Here is a 17,049-nt window from a genome sequence, read left to right on the forward strand (position 1 = left end):
CTATCCTTAGAAAAAACTTTCTTCAATTGTAACAACATCACCAGGATTAACTTTGGTGTTCAAATCAACACTTTCGCGCTTGCCATTACTACCCTCTCTTTCAATGAAAATCGAAGATTTTGAAGCACGTTCGTGAAAACCACCTGCGATTGTAATAGCACGTTGTATCGTTAGGTTTTCTCTATATGCGTAACCACCAGGTTTGTTGACATAACCATTGATGTAAAATGGTCTATATTCTTCAATTTGAACTGAAACACTTGGGTTCTTTAGATAGTCGCCTTTATATAATTTTACTATTTCATTCTCAATCTTACTTAAATTAAAACCTTTAACATATAATTTCCCTACTAATGGTAGAGTAATATTTCCTGAGGAACTTACACGATTTGATTTGGTGCTTAAGTCCGGCTCGTCATAAACGTTAATATTAAGAACATCGCCAGTGCTTACAGTATATTCACTTGATGTTCCTGTTATTTCATCAGATGCACAAGTTCCGAAACTTATTAGAAAAATTGTTAATATATATAAACATCTTATATTAATTAAATTCATAATTTTATCCATAATTGTTCAAACTATAAAGTTTAGTTAAAGCTTGTTCTAGCCGTTCCGGACTATGGTTTTCAACTATTCTTTCCTGATTGTTCTTAGCTACATGTTTAGAGTTACTATCAAAAGATACTATCATATCTTTCATCTCAAATATGTCCTTCGCTACAGTAAGTTTTTCTAATGAAAAAGGCTTTATAGCTCTTAGCAAAATAGGTTTTTTAAATTCAGCAGCTTCGAGAACAGAAATTGGGAATCCCTCCCACGCAGCTGTATGCATATATATGCTACTAATTTTAAGGTAACCTAATACATCAGTTCTTGATATCCATCCCGTTACATGAACATTTTTTGGTAATTCTGGTAGCATTCTGTCACTACCGCCTATCCATAAGAAATTAGCGGATGGACATATTTCGGCAACTTTTACAAAAAAATCAAAACCTTTTTGAGCTGATATCCTTCCTATCATACATATTATTAGATTTTTAGAATCGTTAAAAGGTGGTTCAACATCTGCTGGTGCCGGTAACTTACCCGCAATATTAACAATATGTTGAACTTGAATCTTACTATTTAAAGAGCGAGCAATAGCTCCTTCTTCTTCACTACATGCGCCTACTTTACCTGTCCTTAAACTTAACAATTTTTCAGCAGCATAAAAGATTTTTCTGGAAAGGACACTATTACTTTCGCGAAGAAAAGAGTAAGCGTGAGGCGTGTAGATTATCTTCCTGGTAGGGATCTGCGAAAAAAGTCGCACAATTGCACCAGCAAAACTGCTATGAACATGCACAAAATCAGGATTTAAATCACTATATACGTTATTTATTGTTTTAAGAAAAGATAATCCTCTATTAGAAAAAACTACCTCATCAAATAAACCGAAAGATTCCTCTCCGGTTAAATCAGCATTTCGCTTAATAGCAATCAAATAATGCGATGCAAAACTACTATTTTCAACGTAGGCGTTAAGCGCAGATACTACCCCGCCACCAAAACTTTCTGTTATATGAAGTATATTAACCATAGTTTATGAAAGAAAACACTCTAAATTTTTTAAAACAAACAATTGACATTGCTATTCTCGGCAAAATACACATTAGAGAAAAGGCAATCACTGCTCCGGTAATCCCATAAAAATATATAAGCGTGAAAAAAACTGCATTACCCAATAAGACACTATGAATCATAATATTTGCAGACATGCTTGATAGATTTGTCATTAACATTAGAAAATAAACTGGACCTAAAATCACAATCAGATACTGGGTAAGAATGCTTATATAGAACAATTCACGATATTCATAAACTAAAATATTAAAATCTTTTGAAAAATAATTTATTACTAGAACAACAAATACAATTGCTGGAAGTGTAATTACAGCAAGTCCAATAGTCACTTTTCGATAGGTACTCTTCAAAGCTTCCATTTCGTTTTTCTTATATAGCTTTGAAATTACTGGTGCAAATACACTGTTTGCAGAGATCAGCATGAATGATATTAGCCAAGATAGCTTTAATATCAGAGATAATACCCCTGTATCATCTTTATTTAGGAATATAGATGAAAGAAGTATTGGTAACCAATTAGTTGAAACAACAGCAAGATCCGTAATCAAGAAACTTTTTGTTTTCCTTATAAGGCTGTTTAAACTAAGTAATTTGATTGGAAATCTAGAACCAACTTGTAAATTTTTAGTTATCAAAATATAAGCGAATAGGCATGATATTGAATATCCGATTGGTATACTGAATAAAATCCAATTTGAATCTTTTGACATCAAAATAATAAAGACAGTAATCAAATAGCTTACAAAGTTCTGTAATAAATTCGAATAAACAAATTTTAATTTTGACTGAAGGTATGCACAAAAACAAAAGCAAACAGCATGAAAGGGAATAGATAGTAACCCAGCAGTAATACTTAACTTGTATTTGTCGAAAAAGGGAATAAACAATAATATGCAGAGCAGCACTGATATTACTAGTGAAACCAAGAAAGCAGATGATGTTAACGAAAATAAGTAGGGAATCTCTCTATTTATTGATCTTAGGCCCGAAAATTTGTTAAGTATAAAATTCACAAGACCTAATCGGCTGATTGTCGAACCAATTAATATCACTGACAGAGCAACATAATATTCAGCCGTAACTTCCAAGTTAAATTTATAAGTGCATAATATACCGATTAAAAAGCTTAGTGCGGCACTTATTCCTTTGACTCCAAGTACAATCGCCGTATTAGAAATTAATCTAGAGGTGTTCATTTTTTTCTCGATACAGATATGCAGCCATAAACACGCTGACGGCAGCAGATACATGCCTAATAAATGTGCCACTATCCGGCACCATAAATGCCAAGAAGAAAAATAGCAAAACAAAGAAAGATGAAATTAACGTTAATTTTTTTGCTAAAATTTTCTTAAAAGCTATGAAATAGCAAAGTAAAGTTACTAAAACAATAATTCCGCGGTGGTCTAAAAATTTTATTGGGGTATAAAGGATTTGTAAATAATTCGAAAGAGCAACGTATACTAAGTCAAATATATTAGGATTATTGACAAAATTCATTTCAAATAGAGTATTAACATCAGAATAATAATATAATCTAGCCCACATTTCATACTTAGCGTTATAAACATATTCAACAACCCCATCTGTCATTCCGATCCCAACTATACCGGAGGCTAAAACGATCATCTTAATTCGAAAGTCCATTTTTGTAGAAGTTACTAAAGCGCCCAATAGTAAAATTATATAGTAGTTTCTTATAAAAATTCCAAATAGTGTAATTAGGAATATATACGTAAATATTGCCACTCTTTTTTTATTAAGGATAAAGTAAACTATGTATGATATATCAAATATTAAAAAGATAAGTGCTTCTTTAGTTATAAACCAAAAATATGGTGAGATTGGAGTTAGCAATACTAAAAATATTCCTAGCGTATATAAATTTTCGCTATGTCTTGCGACAATAAACAGGAAAAAAAGAAAAGCCGAAATCGTAATAACCGTATAATCTACAACAGAGGACATTGTCGAATATACTAAAGCTACTGCTAGTTTTCCCTCGGCCTCAGAAGCATCGAAACTCCCCCTTTGAGTTTCTTCGACCATATCCGTATAACCTTGATGATCGTTCGGAGTGAATACACTTTTCAATGGTAGAAAAATTAAAAATGCAAGTATCGCAAGTATCAATGATGTCTTTATATCTTGCTTAGGTGATGCTGATAGACTAAAACTTTCTACTATTGTACTTAAGTATTTCATCTTTTAATTCTTCAGTTAAAATATTTTTCTCGTCTTCATCTATCAAATCATCTTTATCAATTTTCTTCGTTTTATATAATTTTTCTTTCAGTCCTTTTTTCTTTAGATATTCGATGGTACCGTTCAGTTTGAAACTTCTTAATAATAAGGTTAATTTAGATACAATCTTAGTAACAAAATAGTTTCCATAATGTCCGCCCTCATTTTCTCTAAGAATCTGATCTATTTCTGAGCCAATTTTCACACCGATAAATTTTTCTAGCGATTCAATTTCTTCGTTTTGCAATGAGTACATTATTAAAACATTATCTTGACCAAAAGATTCTCGCCAACGCTCAATATTCAGCGAATATCTACTCGATTCGATAATCGTAGGATACTCTTTTATCGCATCTAAAATCCTTGCGCGCGTATGTCCATATCTTAAATGATGCAGGTAATCAGATATGCAACGTTCTAAAGGGTCCCTTAATGTTATTACTATCTTGGGTTTTGTTATTTCGGAAATCCTATTAGGTATGTTTTGTTTATCAAAGTAGCTCGGCGAAACCTCTACTAAAGTACCAGCCATACCTTTGTAAAATCCCTCATACCAACTTATCCCTTTATCATAAAATTTATCGAAGTAGTGAATTTCTTTTACGCTTTCGACTACAGAAATGACATCTGATTTCTTGAACAATTCGTACAACGTTGTTGTAGCTGTTTTTCTTGGTCCAACTAAGTATATTTTCGGTAACATTTATACAACTGAGTCCTTTATTGTTTTTACAATTGTGTCTCTTTGCTTTATTAATTTTTCTTTGTTTTTAGAGACTTTATCCCAGTAGTTATTTTGGTCTAATAATAGATTTTCAACTTTTTCAATAATACTAATCGCGTCAAAATTACCGACATTGACAACATAGTCATCTAGTCCAAGATCCTCATACGCTCCAAAGCCTTTCCGTTCATATGATAAATGCACTGCAGGACATTCATTTAACATAGTCTCAATCGCGCCATGAAGGCGCACAGAAATAACAACACCTTTTTCATTGTCAATAGCTTCTTTCAGTGTCTTAAGATTATCTAGACCAAAACTCTCCCTGGCAAAAGCACGATCGTTATTACCTCGACCTTCACTCTGTATGACAATTTCTGATCTTTTAAAATGGTTTCTTATTATTTCAACATTTTCTATGTATTTCTTCTTAACCTCTGCTGGGAAATTAATATCTCGAACAACTAGGTAAACTCTCTCTAGTGATCTAGACTCTGGAATTTCAATTTTATTTGCTATCTGTAGTACAGCTAAATCAGCTATTCTAACGGAATTTTTTAGTAAATTAGCTGATCTATTATCTCTTACATAGTATGTTCCTATGTTTAAAGCAGCTTCTTTAACTAAATTCTCTTGAAGTTTGTAAGTAAATGGTCCTACGCTCTGTGAAAGGTATATGGTTGGTGTATTTTGCTTACTAGCCCACAGTAGTTGTACCATATTATTCAGAGACACTTTCAGAGCTTCAAGTACCCCCTTCCCCCTCATATAACCGCCACCAACAGAAATGATCAAATCATAATTATTGTCAGATTCTGCATTATATTCACTAATTTCAATTTTTTTTGTAAGTTTATACTTTATAATTTTAAAAGCATTTTTTATAGAATTTATTATTCTTACTAATTTATTTGCAGAAGCAGATCTTGCTTGTATTAAATTTTTATAGTCTGCATCAAAGCTTTTAGGATCATTTGCAACTATTTTGTAATCAAAGTCTCCTATTGCGTCCTTTAAAAGATCAAATGTAATATCCACTAGGAGTCCATCCCCTGAGTTGTATTTTGAGTATGCATTTTGAATCAGGACATTTTTTTTTGATTTCATAAATATGATATTTCCGTATCTGACTTTTGGTTTATTTAGATCTTTATTAATATTAATTTTAAAAGTAATCTTTTAATTTTTTTATTACTAAGCTAAAGTATTTTTTTTACAAATAATCTGTAAGCCGTTGCACACAGCCGAATTTATACAAAAACGTCGATTTATCGTACGCTTGGGAAAGATGCTACACAAGTATGGTACGCCATCCTTCCGTCTGGAAGCGTATCTTTTAGAAGTCGCTACGTATCTTGGTGTCCGGGCATCAATAATTGCCACACCGACTTCGCTAACCTTTGTTATTTGGTCTGATGGTCACGAAGACGAATATACTCACGCATCCAGGTTACAACCTGGTGAATTAGATCTAAATTCCCTTTCCCATGTGGATGGGTTGGCCAGTGAACTCCTTTTGGGTAAGGTTACACTGACTGAAGCCGATAAGCTACTATCTGAGATAGATGCATTACCTTCTCCTTATGGAAAATTTATCACGGGTTGTTCGTTTGCGGTAGGTACTGGTGCATTTGCCATGTTGATGGGGGCAAGTTGGGCTGAAATTGGCTGGTCCGGTTTACTTGGTCTGCTTTCTTATTTCTGGTCTCTGTGGGCACTTCGTTCTAAGCGCGTAAACTTAATGCTGGAACCCATGACCAGCTTTATCGCTGGATTGGCTGCTTGTGCAATCGGCCGGTATATCGACCCCGGGATAAACATTCCTCTTATCGTTCTTTCTTCTGTGATTATCTTCGTGCCCGGTTTAGCCCTCACCATGGGGCTTTCTGAATTAGCATCACGAAATATGGTTTCCGGAACAGCAAGGGTGATGGATGCATTAATGCAGTTGTTCAAATTGTATTTTGGTGCCTTTCTCGGTGTGTCTATCGGTTTTACCTTTTTCGGGGAAAATGTCTATCAACCGGCGGAATCATTGCCTGAATGGGCAACCTGGTTGGCGGTGTTTTTATTAAGTTGTTCTCTTGTCGCAATATTTCGTACCCGCCCTAAACATATTCCCTGGGCGATCGCTGCCGCATTTATTGCCTACGGGGCTTCGGTATGGAGTGCGGCGTTTATGGGGCCTGGCCTGAACACCTTCGTGGGTGCATTTGCTTTAGGTGTGTTTGCTAACTTGTTTACACGCATTGCCCACCAGCCTCACACCATTGTGGGTATGCATGGTTTGATCGTGCTGGTGCCGGGTTCCAAGACCTATATCGGATTAAATTCGTTTATTTCCGGTCAGGATTTTGTGGCTGCTGAGCATGTGGGACAGGAAGTGTTCTTGATATTCATGTCGCTTATTGCAGGTTTGATATTTGCGAATGTTGTGGCGCCGACAAAAAAGGCACTTTAGTACTTTCTACGCTTTGAGCCTTGCTTCTGAACTATCTTTCATGAAGAGTGCGTATTCATAACATCATTGTTCATGGACGCGCACCGATGGAAGATAGCTCACCTCAAACAGAAAACCTCAATTCCCTTCTTAACACCATGGGAACACATCTACCGGATGTACTTACCGGCCTGGCTATTTTTATTGCCCTGATATTTCTGGCAGGTCCCCTTTCAGGTTTGATCATTAAACCTTTTCGTTATGTGTCTGCCAGTTCTCTGATCCGCTCGGTTACCCGCCGCACTATCAGCGCCCTTATTATGCTGTTTGGCTTGTACATCTTCCTTAAAATGGCAGGCCTTACTGAATTCGCCGTTGCCATTGTCAGCGGTACGGGGTTGATTGGTCTTATTCTTGGCTTTGCGTTTAAAGATATCGCTGAAAATTTTATTTCCAGTTTGCTGCTTACTGTGCAGCGCCCCTTTCGTATTGGCGACGTGGTGCAGATTGAATCGTACACAGGTGTGGTACAAAAGGTGACTTCCCGTGCTACCACGCTGGTCGATTTTGACGGTAATCATATTCAGTTGCCGAATTCTATTGTGTACAAGGGCATTATTAAGAACCTGACGGCTAACCCGAATATGCGCGGGCAGTTTGTGATTGGCATTGGCTACGACAATAACATTGGTGAAGTGCGCGACCTCGCCATGGCCCTGTTAACTGAACACCCCAACGTGCTTACTGAACCAGAGCCGCAAGTGCTGATTGATACATTGGGTTCTGCCACGGTAAACCTGAAAGTGTATTTCTGGATTAATGTGGAAACCACCAGCGTGGTGAAAATGGCCTCTTCGCTGATGCGTATTCTGGTTGAGAGCTTTACGCAGGCAGGAATTTCTATGCCGGACGATGCCCGTGAGATTGTTTTTCCTGATGGTGTGCCGGTTCGTCAGATATCCGGGCAGGATCAGTCCGTGCAGGAACAGTCAGGGCAAGAGGACTCTGAGAATAATCAGTCTGGATCCTCTTTGCCTTCCATGCCGTCTTCATTATCCGGTACGTCGCCATCCCCTGCGCGGTCTGCGGCAAAACCGGAAAAGGTTGTTGTACCGGCGGCCATTGATCACAGTGAAGACGTAAGCAGTGAGAATGACGACATACGTCGTCAGGCAGAGCAGGCCCGTGATCCGGAAGACGGCAGCAATATTTTATAGAGGGAATAAAAACCCCGCGCACAGGTCTCAATCGTTCCGGGCGCGGGAAAAGGCCTGAGCGATGAGCTTGTCAGGCCTGAGGGACTGGTGGTGAATTAACGTTTCACTGTGTGTGCTTAGCGCAATAACTTAGTGAGTGTTCTGCCAAGCCGCACATTAAGTGCACCGGCGGCCACAGCCTCTGCCGAGTTTTCTACTACCTTGGCAGCCAGTGAGCCGCTGATTTGATTGGCCAGTTCATCGGTAGCCATATCAAACAGGCTTTGTGCAGCCAGGTTCTGTGCCAGCACTTTAAATAATCGCCAGCTGCCGGCCGTGCCTGGGCGTAATCCGAATACTCTTGCGATACGCCGGATGGTACGAAAGCTTATCCACGCAATGGCCAGTGTCTGAATAAGGTGGTTCGGACTGATAAACGCCAGGCTTCCGCTCACCACAGCTTCTTTACGTAATACTTCTTCGGCTTTTTTAGTCACCGGCACCGCAACCATGCTTTCATACAGGCCAACTGCATCCGCTGCGGTCATATCTGCATGCAATGCACTCTGGTACTGCTTGTAACATCTGGCGGCGTAGCTGTCTTTGCCGAAACGTTGGGCGTGCTCCCGGATGCGTTTTTCAGCAACGGCGCGGTCATCCAGCTTTGCCAGTGCAGGCAGATTCAGTGGCGTTTCAATACAAGCTTCTACCGCACGAAAACCACGCCATTCTTTCAAAATGAGCGCAATAAGCGCAGCCACAAAGCCGCCGAGTAGCACGCCAAGGCCGGTAGATATCAGCGGATACTCGCTGAACTGTGTTACCAGAGAGTCGATGGCATCGAACACCATAAAGCCGGTAACGGTAAGCGCACCCAGCACCAGTGTAATGACTTTCAGGGAAATGCCCTGCTGCCCGTCGATATCCCATTCGGAGGTATCTATTTTTGCCGGCATCTGCTGGCTGGGAGCCTGCTGCTGCAGCGGTGTTTCGATGGTACGTGACCGGTATTCCGGCGCTTTATAATCGGTTTCACTCATGTTTAAACCTTTAACTAACGGGTTGTCAGTAAAAACTGAAACAGTTTATCCAGTCCCCTGCCGTTTAACATGCGGGGCAGATAGTCTGCGGGCACCGGCGGATACAACGCAGGATAATGCTCGTCTGCCGACATATCTTTAATGCGGGCCGGCAGAGGTTCGAACTGTACTTCCACATACTGTTTATGTTTATTGGTGTAACGCAGCGCACCGGGTTTGCTGCCCTCGTCGGTAGCCTGAATAGCTGACACCAGAAAATGCTCGTAAGGTACCTCTTCCCGTTCGAGCTTGGCGGTGGCGCCGCCGCATACGTCTTTCAGTAACGCCAGTAATTGCGGTTTTTCAGCGTCGGGGACGAGATCGGCTTTGGTGGCCACAAATGCCACTTTGCCGATTTCCTGTTTGCGTAACACGTGTTTTGAGAACCAGTCCTGTTCGCCATACACAAACACATCTGCCAGGTGGCTTAAGGTTTCTTTTAACTGGGCCAGATGCTGTTTGCTGTGATTCAACCCTTCGAATAAATCCACCAGAATAATTTGCTTATCTGCTTCACGGAAGGTACCGGCGCGGAGCGGTTTAAGCCAATCTTGCTGAAATTCACTGAACCGTGCGTTGAATGCTTTGGTCCAGGGATGGGTAATATCACTGCTTATCTTTGCAGGCAGCGGCGTAAAGCCGGTTTCCCGCCAGTTAAACCCGCTGCCATCCAGCAAAAAACTTCCCGGTTGCAGCATAGCAATACCGGCCTGTTTCGCCTGCTTTAAATAATCACGGTAGCTGCTTGTGAGCGTGAGCATGGCTTCAGGTGTGGGGTCGGTATCGAAATCAAACTGCTCCAGGGTGTGATGCCAGTCTTTGGCATAGAAACGCTGGGGATCGGTCATTTGCTGGGCCAGCGCGGAATCAGACCACTGGGCAAAAGTTTTACCGGTCATGGGTAAATCGGTGATCCACTCGCCGGGATAGTCGATGAACTCAAACACCACATGGGTATGAGGAAACAGATACTTTTTGAACTGCCCGGTTTGCTTTAACCGCACCACCATTTTAAACGCATACACGTACTCGGTGGGCGCTGGCCATTCGCCCTTTTCCAGTGAGGCAATATGGTCGTCGATGGGGAATAACGGAAAGTCGTCTACCGGTTCCAGCCACATGCTGTCCACCAGCTCTGCGGGTAAGTGCTTTAACAGCGGCAAACACTGATACTGATGTTCACTGCGATACTTCAGGATGGTCATTAAACTGGTGAACAACATGGATTTACCGCTGCGGCTTAACCCGGTAATGGTAAAACGGTGATTTTCACGTGTGAACCAGTCGCCTGCCGAAGTCATGCCATCAAGCAAGGGTTCCAGCGGTGACAACACATTCTTCAGAAAGCTCTTCATTGATACCCGTTAATCGCAACACATACCGGTATGATATGGGGATCACCGGTGAATTTAAAAGCAGTTGTCACATTTGGATACAAATGATGCGGGATTCCCTCCTCTTCATGTTACGTGTAACATCACCGGCAAACTAATCGTAAAAAAGAGACGTTATGCCTGCCAAACGCCCTACACTTCAGGATATTGCCGACATTGTTGGTGTAACTAAAATGACGGTAAGCCGCTATCTGCGGGCCCCTGATTCTGTGGCACCGGCTACGCAGGCCAAAATTGCAGAAGCTTTAACGTCGCTGGGGTATATTAAAAATCGTGTACCGGCCATTTTGTCGAAATCTTCCAGTAAGACCATTGGCATTATAATTCCTTCGTTGTCGAACCAGGTATTTGCTGATTTGGTACAGGGCGTTGAGAACGTCACTGCCGCCAACGGCTACGACACCCTGATTGCTCACACGGGTTATAACCCGCAAACCGAAGAAGACAAGATTGATATGATGCTGTCATATCAGATTGACGGCCTGGTGCTCACTGAAACCCAACACACACCGCGCACCAGGCAGATGCTGAAAAAGGCTGGCATTCCGGTGGTGGAGACCATGGAAGTACCCGGCGAGCCGTTGGATATGGCAGTGGGTATGAACCACGAACAGGCCGCTTATGAGGTCGTTAAGCGGATGCTGGACTCAGGCAAACAGGATACGGTTTATCTTGCCGCCAGGTTAGACAGCCGGACGCTGCTGCGGCAACAAGGTTACGAACGGGCCATGAAAGAAGCGGGCTTACAACCGGTAACGGTGTCCACAGCGGAGCATTCCAGTTTCACCCGTGGTGCACAATTGATGGCGCAGGCGTTGTCCTTACATCCGCAAACTAACGGCGTGTTCTGTACGAACGATGATATTGCCATCGGCGCAATGCTGCATTGCCGTCAAACGGGAAAACAGATCCCTGCAGACATGGCAGTGGTGGGATACAACGGGCTGGATATCGGCGGCGCAACCACGCCGGTATTAACCAGTGTGCTTACTCCCCGGGAAGAGATGGGAGAACAGGCAGCCCGCCTGTTGCTGACATCGTTGCAGGGAGAAGCGGTAGCAGAGAAGCTGATTACTTTGCCTCACAGCCTGACTGAGGGGGAAACATTGTAAGCTAAAAACCGGTACAGCCTAAGTTAGTAAGCGCCAACAAACCATCTGATTAGATACAGTTTCGCGCTTTTAAACGCTCTGTTACCCGGCTGACAATTTCCTGCGGTGTGCAGTCGATGGTGACTGTTAAGACATCCTGTTCGCTAATGTCCGGGCGCTCCAGCGCATCAAACTGACTGTCGAGCATATCCGGTTTCATGAAATGCCCTTTTCTGGCAGCCATGCGTTCTAAAATCACATGCTTGGGCCCGTCGAGAAACACGAACACGAGGTTTTTATTATCTTTGCGAATTGCGTCGCGGTAGCGTTTTTTCAGTGCCGAGCACACAATCACGCCCTTGCGGCTGCGCTGCTCCAGGTTATACACCGCATCATTGATGCGTTCGAGCCAGGGCGCACGGTCTTCATCGTTAAGCGGGGAGCCCTCGCCCATTTTTTTTACGTTGGCTCTGGGGTGTAAATCGTCGCCGTCGATGAAGGTTGCCTGCATGTCTGCCGCCAGCATTTCAGCCACGGTGGTTTTACCTGAACCACTCACGCCCATGACCACCACAGAGAAGCCTGCCGGCGGTTGTTTGCTCTCGCTTTTACTCATAATGTTGCAGCCTGCTCCACGGTTTTGGTGTTAAATAATTGTTTACCTTTTTAACGTAACATGTACCATGTTACCGGTAACGTTACTGATTGTGAATGGCTTTAAAGCGTAATTTTTTCTGCCGGCTTTCAGTAAACGCTTCTGAACCTGTAAAACGCTGTGAATAAGAGAACGTGCTATGGATGTTGGAACCGACCCTACTCACCTGTTGCTTACCGGCCTTGGCGCGGTGGTGCTGCTGGTACTGCTTATTATAAAAATGCGGGTGCATGCATTTGTGGCATTGATCCTTGTCAGCGTATTGTCGGCAGCGGTAGCCGGTATTCCAGCTGACGACATTGTGCCGGTGATGATGAAAGGGTTTGGTGGCACGCTGGCCTCTGTGGCCTTGCTGGTAGGGCTGGGCTGCATGATTGGCAAATTACTGGAAGTCACCGGTGGTGCCAGAGTGCTGGCCGATGGTCTGATCAACCGCTTCGGTGAGCAAAAAGCGCCGTTTGCGCTGGGTGTTGCGTCACTACTGTTCGGCTTTCCTATCTTTTTTGATGCCGGACTGATTGTGATGTTCCCTATACTGATGAGTGTGGCGGCTAAGTTCGGTGGCTCAACAATCAAATACGCGTTTCCCGCAGCCGGTGCGTTTGCGGTAATGCATGCCTTTGTGCCACCTCATCCGGGCCCGGTGGCAGCGGCTGATTTACTGGGCGCTGACATTGGTCTTCTGTTGCTGGTTGGATTGCTGATTGCCATTCCCACCTGGTATCTGGGCGCGTATTGCTTTGCCCTGTATGCGGGCAAGAAAACCGTACTTTCCCTGCCGCCGCTGTATAAGAACACTGATTCTTCCACATTAACCACTCCACCGGCATTCGGTACGGTGCTGGCTGTGCTGCTAACACCAGTGCTGCTGATATTTATGGATACCGGTTTGAACACGTTGCAGGTATCCGGCGCGATAAGCGGCGATGCTTTATGGGTTGATATTCTGCGTATGCTGGGTAAAACGCCGGTAGCATTGTTGATCACGCTTATTCTGTGTTTACTTCTGTTCACCCGGGATCTTGGTCGTGAGAAAACCGAAGCGCTTTGCGGGGAATCGCTGGCACCCATCTGCGGTGTGATTCTGGTTACCGGTGCCGGTGGTATGTTCGGTGGTGTACTGCGCAGCAGCGGGATTGGCGAAGCACTGGCAGGCTTATTACAGGACACAGGATTACCGGTGATTGTGGCCGCGTTTGTGATTTCTACCTGTTTACGGGTCGCACAAGGTTCTGCCACAGTCGCACTCACCACCACAGCGGCTCTGATGGCCCCCATCGTATCGGCCTCCACCGGCCTTTCGGCAGTAGACATCTGCTGTATTGTGATTGCCATTGCCGGCGGCGCAACGGTGCTGTCGCACTTCAATGATTCCGGCTTCTGGCTGGTATCCCGCCTGCTGGATATGGACGAAAAAACCACCCTGAAAACCTGGACGGTAATGGAAACCCTGCTCGGCAGCATTGCATTCCTGCTGGCCGCGTTAATCAGTGTGGTGTTTTAAGTTCTTTCAGGCTAACCGGGGATCGATATCGAAAGCGATTGCTTCTGCGGTCTCCAGTAGTTTGTTTATGTTTTCATGCGCCGGGTTTATCAGGTAGTTATATTCTCTGGGCACCACAACACTCGGTACTCTGAGCGCCAGACTTTGCCTGCTCTTAATCCACTCATCGCCAATGCGGGCGGTTTCAGGCGGAGCAGGCTCAGCCTGCCAGCCACCAGGCAATGAAGGTAAATACATCACATCGTCTTCCGGCAGCGAAATCTTAATCATGGAGTACTGTTTGAGAATGTCGCCCGAATTTAAATGCACCAGCATTTCAAGTAATGCCAGCGATTCGCTGCCCGCCGTATAAACGCACGGGTTGCCTTTACTGTTCCAGCGCCCGCCGAATAACCTTGCGCCTTCGCCGTCAAAAGCCGACCCTGCCCACTTTCGCTTAACAATGCGGTAAACATGAAAATGGCTCATGCAAACACGCCATGTTCCAGCCTTCCAATCAAATCCAGAACCGCTTCGGTTTCTGCGGTTGTGCCAAGCATATCTACCGGCCTGCGATTTCCGAGCCCTTTAACGGGCTTTATCAGCCATTGATTGGCAGCATGCTGATCGCCTTCGAAGAGATCGACAGCAGCACTGACAACCTCAGTAAAACGATAAAATGCATCACTTTCCTGACGATTAAATTTTCCGCTTTTAGCCCGTCTGGCAAGGGTAGCAGGTGCAAGATGAATGGCCTTTGCCACATCTTTTTTGTCCAGTTGAGTGAGGTCGGCCACATTATGAAAAATGTCATAAGCTACGCCGTCTTCCAGTACTTTGTACAAGGCGTTTCCACGAGCCGGAATACCCACTTTATCCCAGACAGACGAAGTACTTGCCGGCCCGCCGGCTACAGACTGCGGTATAAATGCTTTCACGATCATCACCATTTGAGCAAACTAAAAAATATCAATTGATAAATATAGCACGCAGACACCATTTGTAAATTGGTTTTGCTGCACATTTTCTGGCATGCTAACCGCTAATTTCTGTCATCAAACTGATGTATTTTCTGCATGAATACAGACCCGTTGCGCTTTTGCCCGAACTGCAAAAGCGATGCTTTTTCGTTATCTGAAAACCGCTATTTTTGTGAAGACTGTAGCTTTACTTACTTCCTGAATGCTGCCACGGCGGTAGCGGGTATTCTGGTGTGTGACGGCCACCTGCTGTTTACCGTGCGGGCGAAAGCCCCGGGTAAAGGGAAGCTGGGTCTGCCGGGCGGATTTGTGGATTTTCATGAATCGCTGGAACAGGCACTGATGCGGGAAACCCGCGAGGAACTGGGTATTCATGTTGCTGACTGGCAATATTTGCTGTCTGCGCCCAATACCTACGATTATGCCGGTGTGCGTTATCACACCTGCGATGGCTTTTTTGTTGCCACGCTGAAAAAGCGCCCGGAATTTTCACTTCAGGCCAGCGAAATTGCCGGTGTAAAATGGCTTAAACCGGGTGATATTAATCCGGATAATATTGCTTTCCCTTCTATGCGCCGCGCGGTGAAGGTATACATTGATTCTGTCAGTTAAACTGCCTGCTCATTTAAGGTTAAGAGTATGAAGCGTTTTTTCCTGTCACTGGGTGTCGTGATTGTTCTGCTGATTGGCGTACTGATTTTTAACGCCATGCGTTTTACGCCACAGGAGTCTGCCCCGTCTGCAGACATTACGTTGATTCAGCCCGACGATGAATTACTGGCTAAACAGCTTTCTGAGGCACTGACCTTTAGAACCGTGTCTTATGAAACCGGCAACCCGGACAATTACGCCAGCTTCACCGCATTTCAGGAATGGCTGGCCGCCACCTATCCGCTGGTATTTGAAAAAGCAGAACTGGTGCGCCTGAATACTCACACCTTACTGTTCCGCCTGAAAGGTCAGGACGCTGCGTTAAAGCCGGTGATGTTTTCTGCCCATTACGATGTGGTGCCTGTTAACCCGGGTACAGAGCACGACTGGACGCACCCGCCGTTTGGAGGCGTCATTAAAAACGGTGAAGTGTGGGGCCGTGGCGCACTGGACGACAAAAATTCTGTCATCACACTGATGGCTGCTGCCACACACTTGCTGGAAGAAAACATCACCACGCAGCGGGATATTTATATTGCCCTTACCCATGACGAAGAAATTGGCAGCACGGACGGCGCGATTGCAGTCACGCAGTGGTTTAAAAGTAAAAAGATCACGCCTGCCTGGTCACTGGATGAAGGTTCTTACGTGCTGGACGGTATTGTGCCGGGTATCGATAAAGGCATTGCCAGTATCAACCTGTCTGAAAAAGGGTATTTAACGCTGACACTCACCGCAGAAGGTGAAGGCGGGCACAGCTCCATGCCACCACAGGATACTGCGGTAACTATTCTGGCCGCTGCGCTGATGAAGTTACACGAAGCGCCGTTACCCGGCGGGCTGGAAGGCATAAGCGAAAAGATGTACAGCGACATCGCCCGGCACATGGATTTCAGCAAGCGGCTGTTATTTGCCAATATGTGGCTCTTTAAACCCCTGTTGAATGCTGTTGTTGGCAGCAGCACCAGCGGTAATGCCATGCTGCGCACCACCACGGCTCCCACCATGCTGTCAGGCAGCGTGAAATCTAACGTATTACCGGCCACCGCAACGGCCACGATTAATTTCAGGCTGCATCCGCGGGATTCAGTGGAATCCGTGACTGAATGGGTGCGAGAAGCCATCAACGATGACCGGGTAACAGTGGAAGCGGGAGAATTCACCGAGCCTTCGCCGGTAGCATCAAGTAGTAACGAAGGCTTTTTACAGATGGTACAGACCACGCGGGCTGTTTATCCGGATGCGATTATTACGCCGGGCCTCACCATTGCCGCTACAGACAGCCGCTTTTACAGCGAAATAACCGACAGTTACCGCTTTGCGCCTATGGTGTTACGTTCAGAAGATCTTGGCAGTATTCACGGCACCAATGAAAAGATATCGGCAGCGAACCTGGTAAAAGCCGTGCAGTTTTATACGGCATTGATGGCGCAGCAATAAGATAAGAAAACAGAAAGAAAAAGCCCGCCTGCCCAACCACAGG

17 protein-coding genes are annotated in these 17,049 nt (G+C 44.2%); 6 read left to right on the plus strand and 11 right to left on the minus strand.

The window, feature by feature from the left end; genetic code table 11:
* Positions 1-6 precede the first annotated feature (6 nt).
* The 6 genes from ACXAGC_RS07600 to ACXAGC_RS07625 are packed head-to-tail and all read right to left on the minus strand — an operon-like array spanning position 7 to position 5,704.
* Positions 7-558: a polysaccharide biosynthesis/export family protein gene (locus ACXAGC_RS07600; RefSeq protein WP_474843787.1), complete on the minus strand. Its 552-nt coding sequence runs from the start codon at positions 556-558 to the stop codon at positions 7-9.
* Between the two features lie 4 nt (positions 559-562).
* The gene (locus tag ACXAGC_RS07605; protein WP_474843789.1) at positions 563-1,585 is read right to left on the minus strand and encodes a glycosyltransferase; all 1,023 of its coding nucleotides are present in this window, start codon (positions 1,583-1,585) and stop codon (positions 563-565) included.
* Positions 1,578-2,825, minus strand: a complete 1,248-nt coding sequence (locus tag ACXAGC_RS07610; protein ID WP_474843791.1) for a lipopolysaccharide biosynthesis protein — start codon at positions 2,823-2,825, stop codon at positions 1,578-1,580. Before ACXAGC_RS07610 ends, ACXAGC_RS07605 begins: the two co-directional genes overlap by 8 nt.
* Positions 2,812-3,834 (minus strand): hypothetical protein, encoded by a 1,023-nt coding sequence (locus tag ACXAGC_RS07615; protein WP_474843793.1) that lies wholly within the window; start codon positions 3,832-3,834, stop codon positions 2,812-2,814. Before ACXAGC_RS07615 ends, ACXAGC_RS07610 begins: the two co-directional genes overlap by 14 nt.
* On the minus strand, positions 3,800-4,576 hold the full coding sequence (locus ACXAGC_RS07620; RefSeq protein ID WP_474843804.1) for a sulfotransferase domain-containing protein: 777 nt from the start codon (positions 4,574-4,576) through the stop codon (positions 3,800-3,802). The genes ACXAGC_RS07615 and ACXAGC_RS07620 overlap by 35 nt, the downstream gene beginning before the upstream one ends.
* A complete protein-coding gene (locus tag ACXAGC_RS07625) occupies positions 4,577-5,704 on the minus strand; it encodes a polysaccharide pyruvyl transferase family protein (RefSeq protein ID WP_474843806.1) in 1,128 nt (375 codons plus the stop codon).
* A gap of 127 nt (positions 5,705-5,831) precedes the next feature.
* Here ACXAGC_RS07625 and ACXAGC_RS07630 point away from each other — a divergent pair, with 127 nt between their 5' ends.
* Positions 5,832-7,058, plus strand: coding sequence for a threonine/serine exporter family protein (locus ACXAGC_RS07630; protein WP_474843808.1), 1,227 nt, complete (start codon positions 5,832-5,834; stop codon positions 7,056-7,058).
* A gap of 86 nt (positions 7,059-7,144) precedes the next feature.
* On the plus strand, positions 7,145-8,254 hold the full coding sequence (locus tag ACXAGC_RS07635; protein ID WP_474843810.1) for a mechanosensitive ion channel family protein: 1,110 nt from the start codon (positions 7,145-7,147) through the stop codon (positions 8,252-8,254).
* 116 nt (positions 8,255-8,370) lie between these two features.
* On the opposite strand, the gene ACXAGC_RS07640 is transcribed toward ACXAGC_RS07635, so the two are convergent.
* Together ACXAGC_RS07640 and ACXAGC_RS07645 are read right to left on the minus strand one after the other, a co-directional pair.
* Positions 8,371-9,273, minus strand: coding sequence for a DUF697 domain-containing protein (locus tag ACXAGC_RS07640; RefSeq protein ID WP_474843812.1), 903 nt, complete (start codon positions 9,271-9,273; stop codon positions 8,371-8,373).
* Between the two features lie 14 nt (positions 9,274-9,287).
* On the minus strand, positions 9,288-10,667 hold the full coding sequence (locus ACXAGC_RS07645) for a YcjX family protein (RefSeq protein ID WP_474843814.1): 1,380 nt from the start codon (positions 10,665-10,667) through the stop codon (positions 9,288-9,290).
* A 155-nt stretch (positions 10,668-10,822) separates the two neighbouring features.
* Between ACXAGC_RS07645 and ACXAGC_RS07650 the strand changes: the two genes are divergently transcribed.
* Positions 10,823-11,818 carry a substrate-binding domain-containing protein gene (locus ACXAGC_RS07650; protein ID WP_474843816.1) on the plus strand — a complete coding sequence of 332 codons (996 nt, stop codon included), beginning with the start codon at positions 10,823-10,825 and terminating at the stop codon, positions 11,816-11,818.
* A 49-nt stretch (positions 11,819-11,867) separates the two neighbouring features.
* Here ACXAGC_RS07650 and ACXAGC_RS07655 read toward each other — a convergent pair whose 3' ends face one another.
* Positions 11,868-12,413 carry a gluconokinase gene (locus tag ACXAGC_RS07655; RefSeq protein ID WP_474843818.1) on the minus strand — a complete coding sequence of 182 codons (546 nt, stop codon included), beginning with the start codon at positions 12,411-12,413 and terminating at the stop codon, positions 11,868-11,870.
* Positions 12,414-12,591: 178 nt separating this feature from the next.
* Here ACXAGC_RS07655 and ACXAGC_RS07660 point away from each other — a divergent pair, with 178 nt between their 5' ends.
* Positions 12,592-13,956, plus strand: a complete 1,365-nt coding sequence (locus ACXAGC_RS07660; RefSeq protein WP_474843820.1) for a GntP family permease — start codon at positions 12,592-12,594, stop codon at positions 13,954-13,956.
* 6 nt (positions 13,957-13,962) lie between these two features.
* Here ACXAGC_RS07660 and ACXAGC_RS07665 read toward each other — a convergent pair whose 3' ends face one another.
* Positions 13,963-14,424 (minus strand): RES family NAD+ phosphorylase, encoded by a 462-nt coding sequence (locus ACXAGC_RS07665; protein ID WP_474843822.1) that lies wholly within the window; start codon positions 14,422-14,424, stop codon positions 13,963-13,965.
* Positions 14,421-14,879: a type II RES/Xre toxin-antitoxin system antitoxin gene (gene parS / locus ACXAGC_RS07670; RefSeq protein ID WP_474844149.1), complete on the minus strand. Its 459-nt coding sequence runs from the start codon at positions 14,877-14,879 to the stop codon at positions 14,421-14,423. The genes ACXAGC_RS07665 and parS overlap by 4 nt, the downstream gene beginning before the upstream one ends.
* Before the next feature lie 132 nt (positions 14,880-15,011).
* On the opposite strand from parS, the gene ACXAGC_RS07675 reads away from it, so the two are divergent.
* Positions 15,012-15,527, plus strand: a complete 516-nt coding sequence (locus ACXAGC_RS07675; protein ID WP_474843824.1) for an NUDIX hydrolase — start codon at positions 15,012-15,014, stop codon at positions 15,525-15,527.
* 27 nt (positions 15,528-15,554) lie between these two features.
* Positions 15,555-17,006 carry a M20 family peptidase gene (locus ACXAGC_RS07680; protein ID WP_474843826.1) on the plus strand — a complete coding sequence of 484 codons (1,452 nt, stop codon included), beginning with the start codon at positions 15,555-15,557 and terminating at the stop codon, positions 17,004-17,006.
* The last annotated feature ends 43 nt before the right edge of the window (positions 17,007-17,049 follow it).

The sequence above is a fragment of the Alteromonas sp. AWJ4_197 genome (assembly GCF_056160285.1).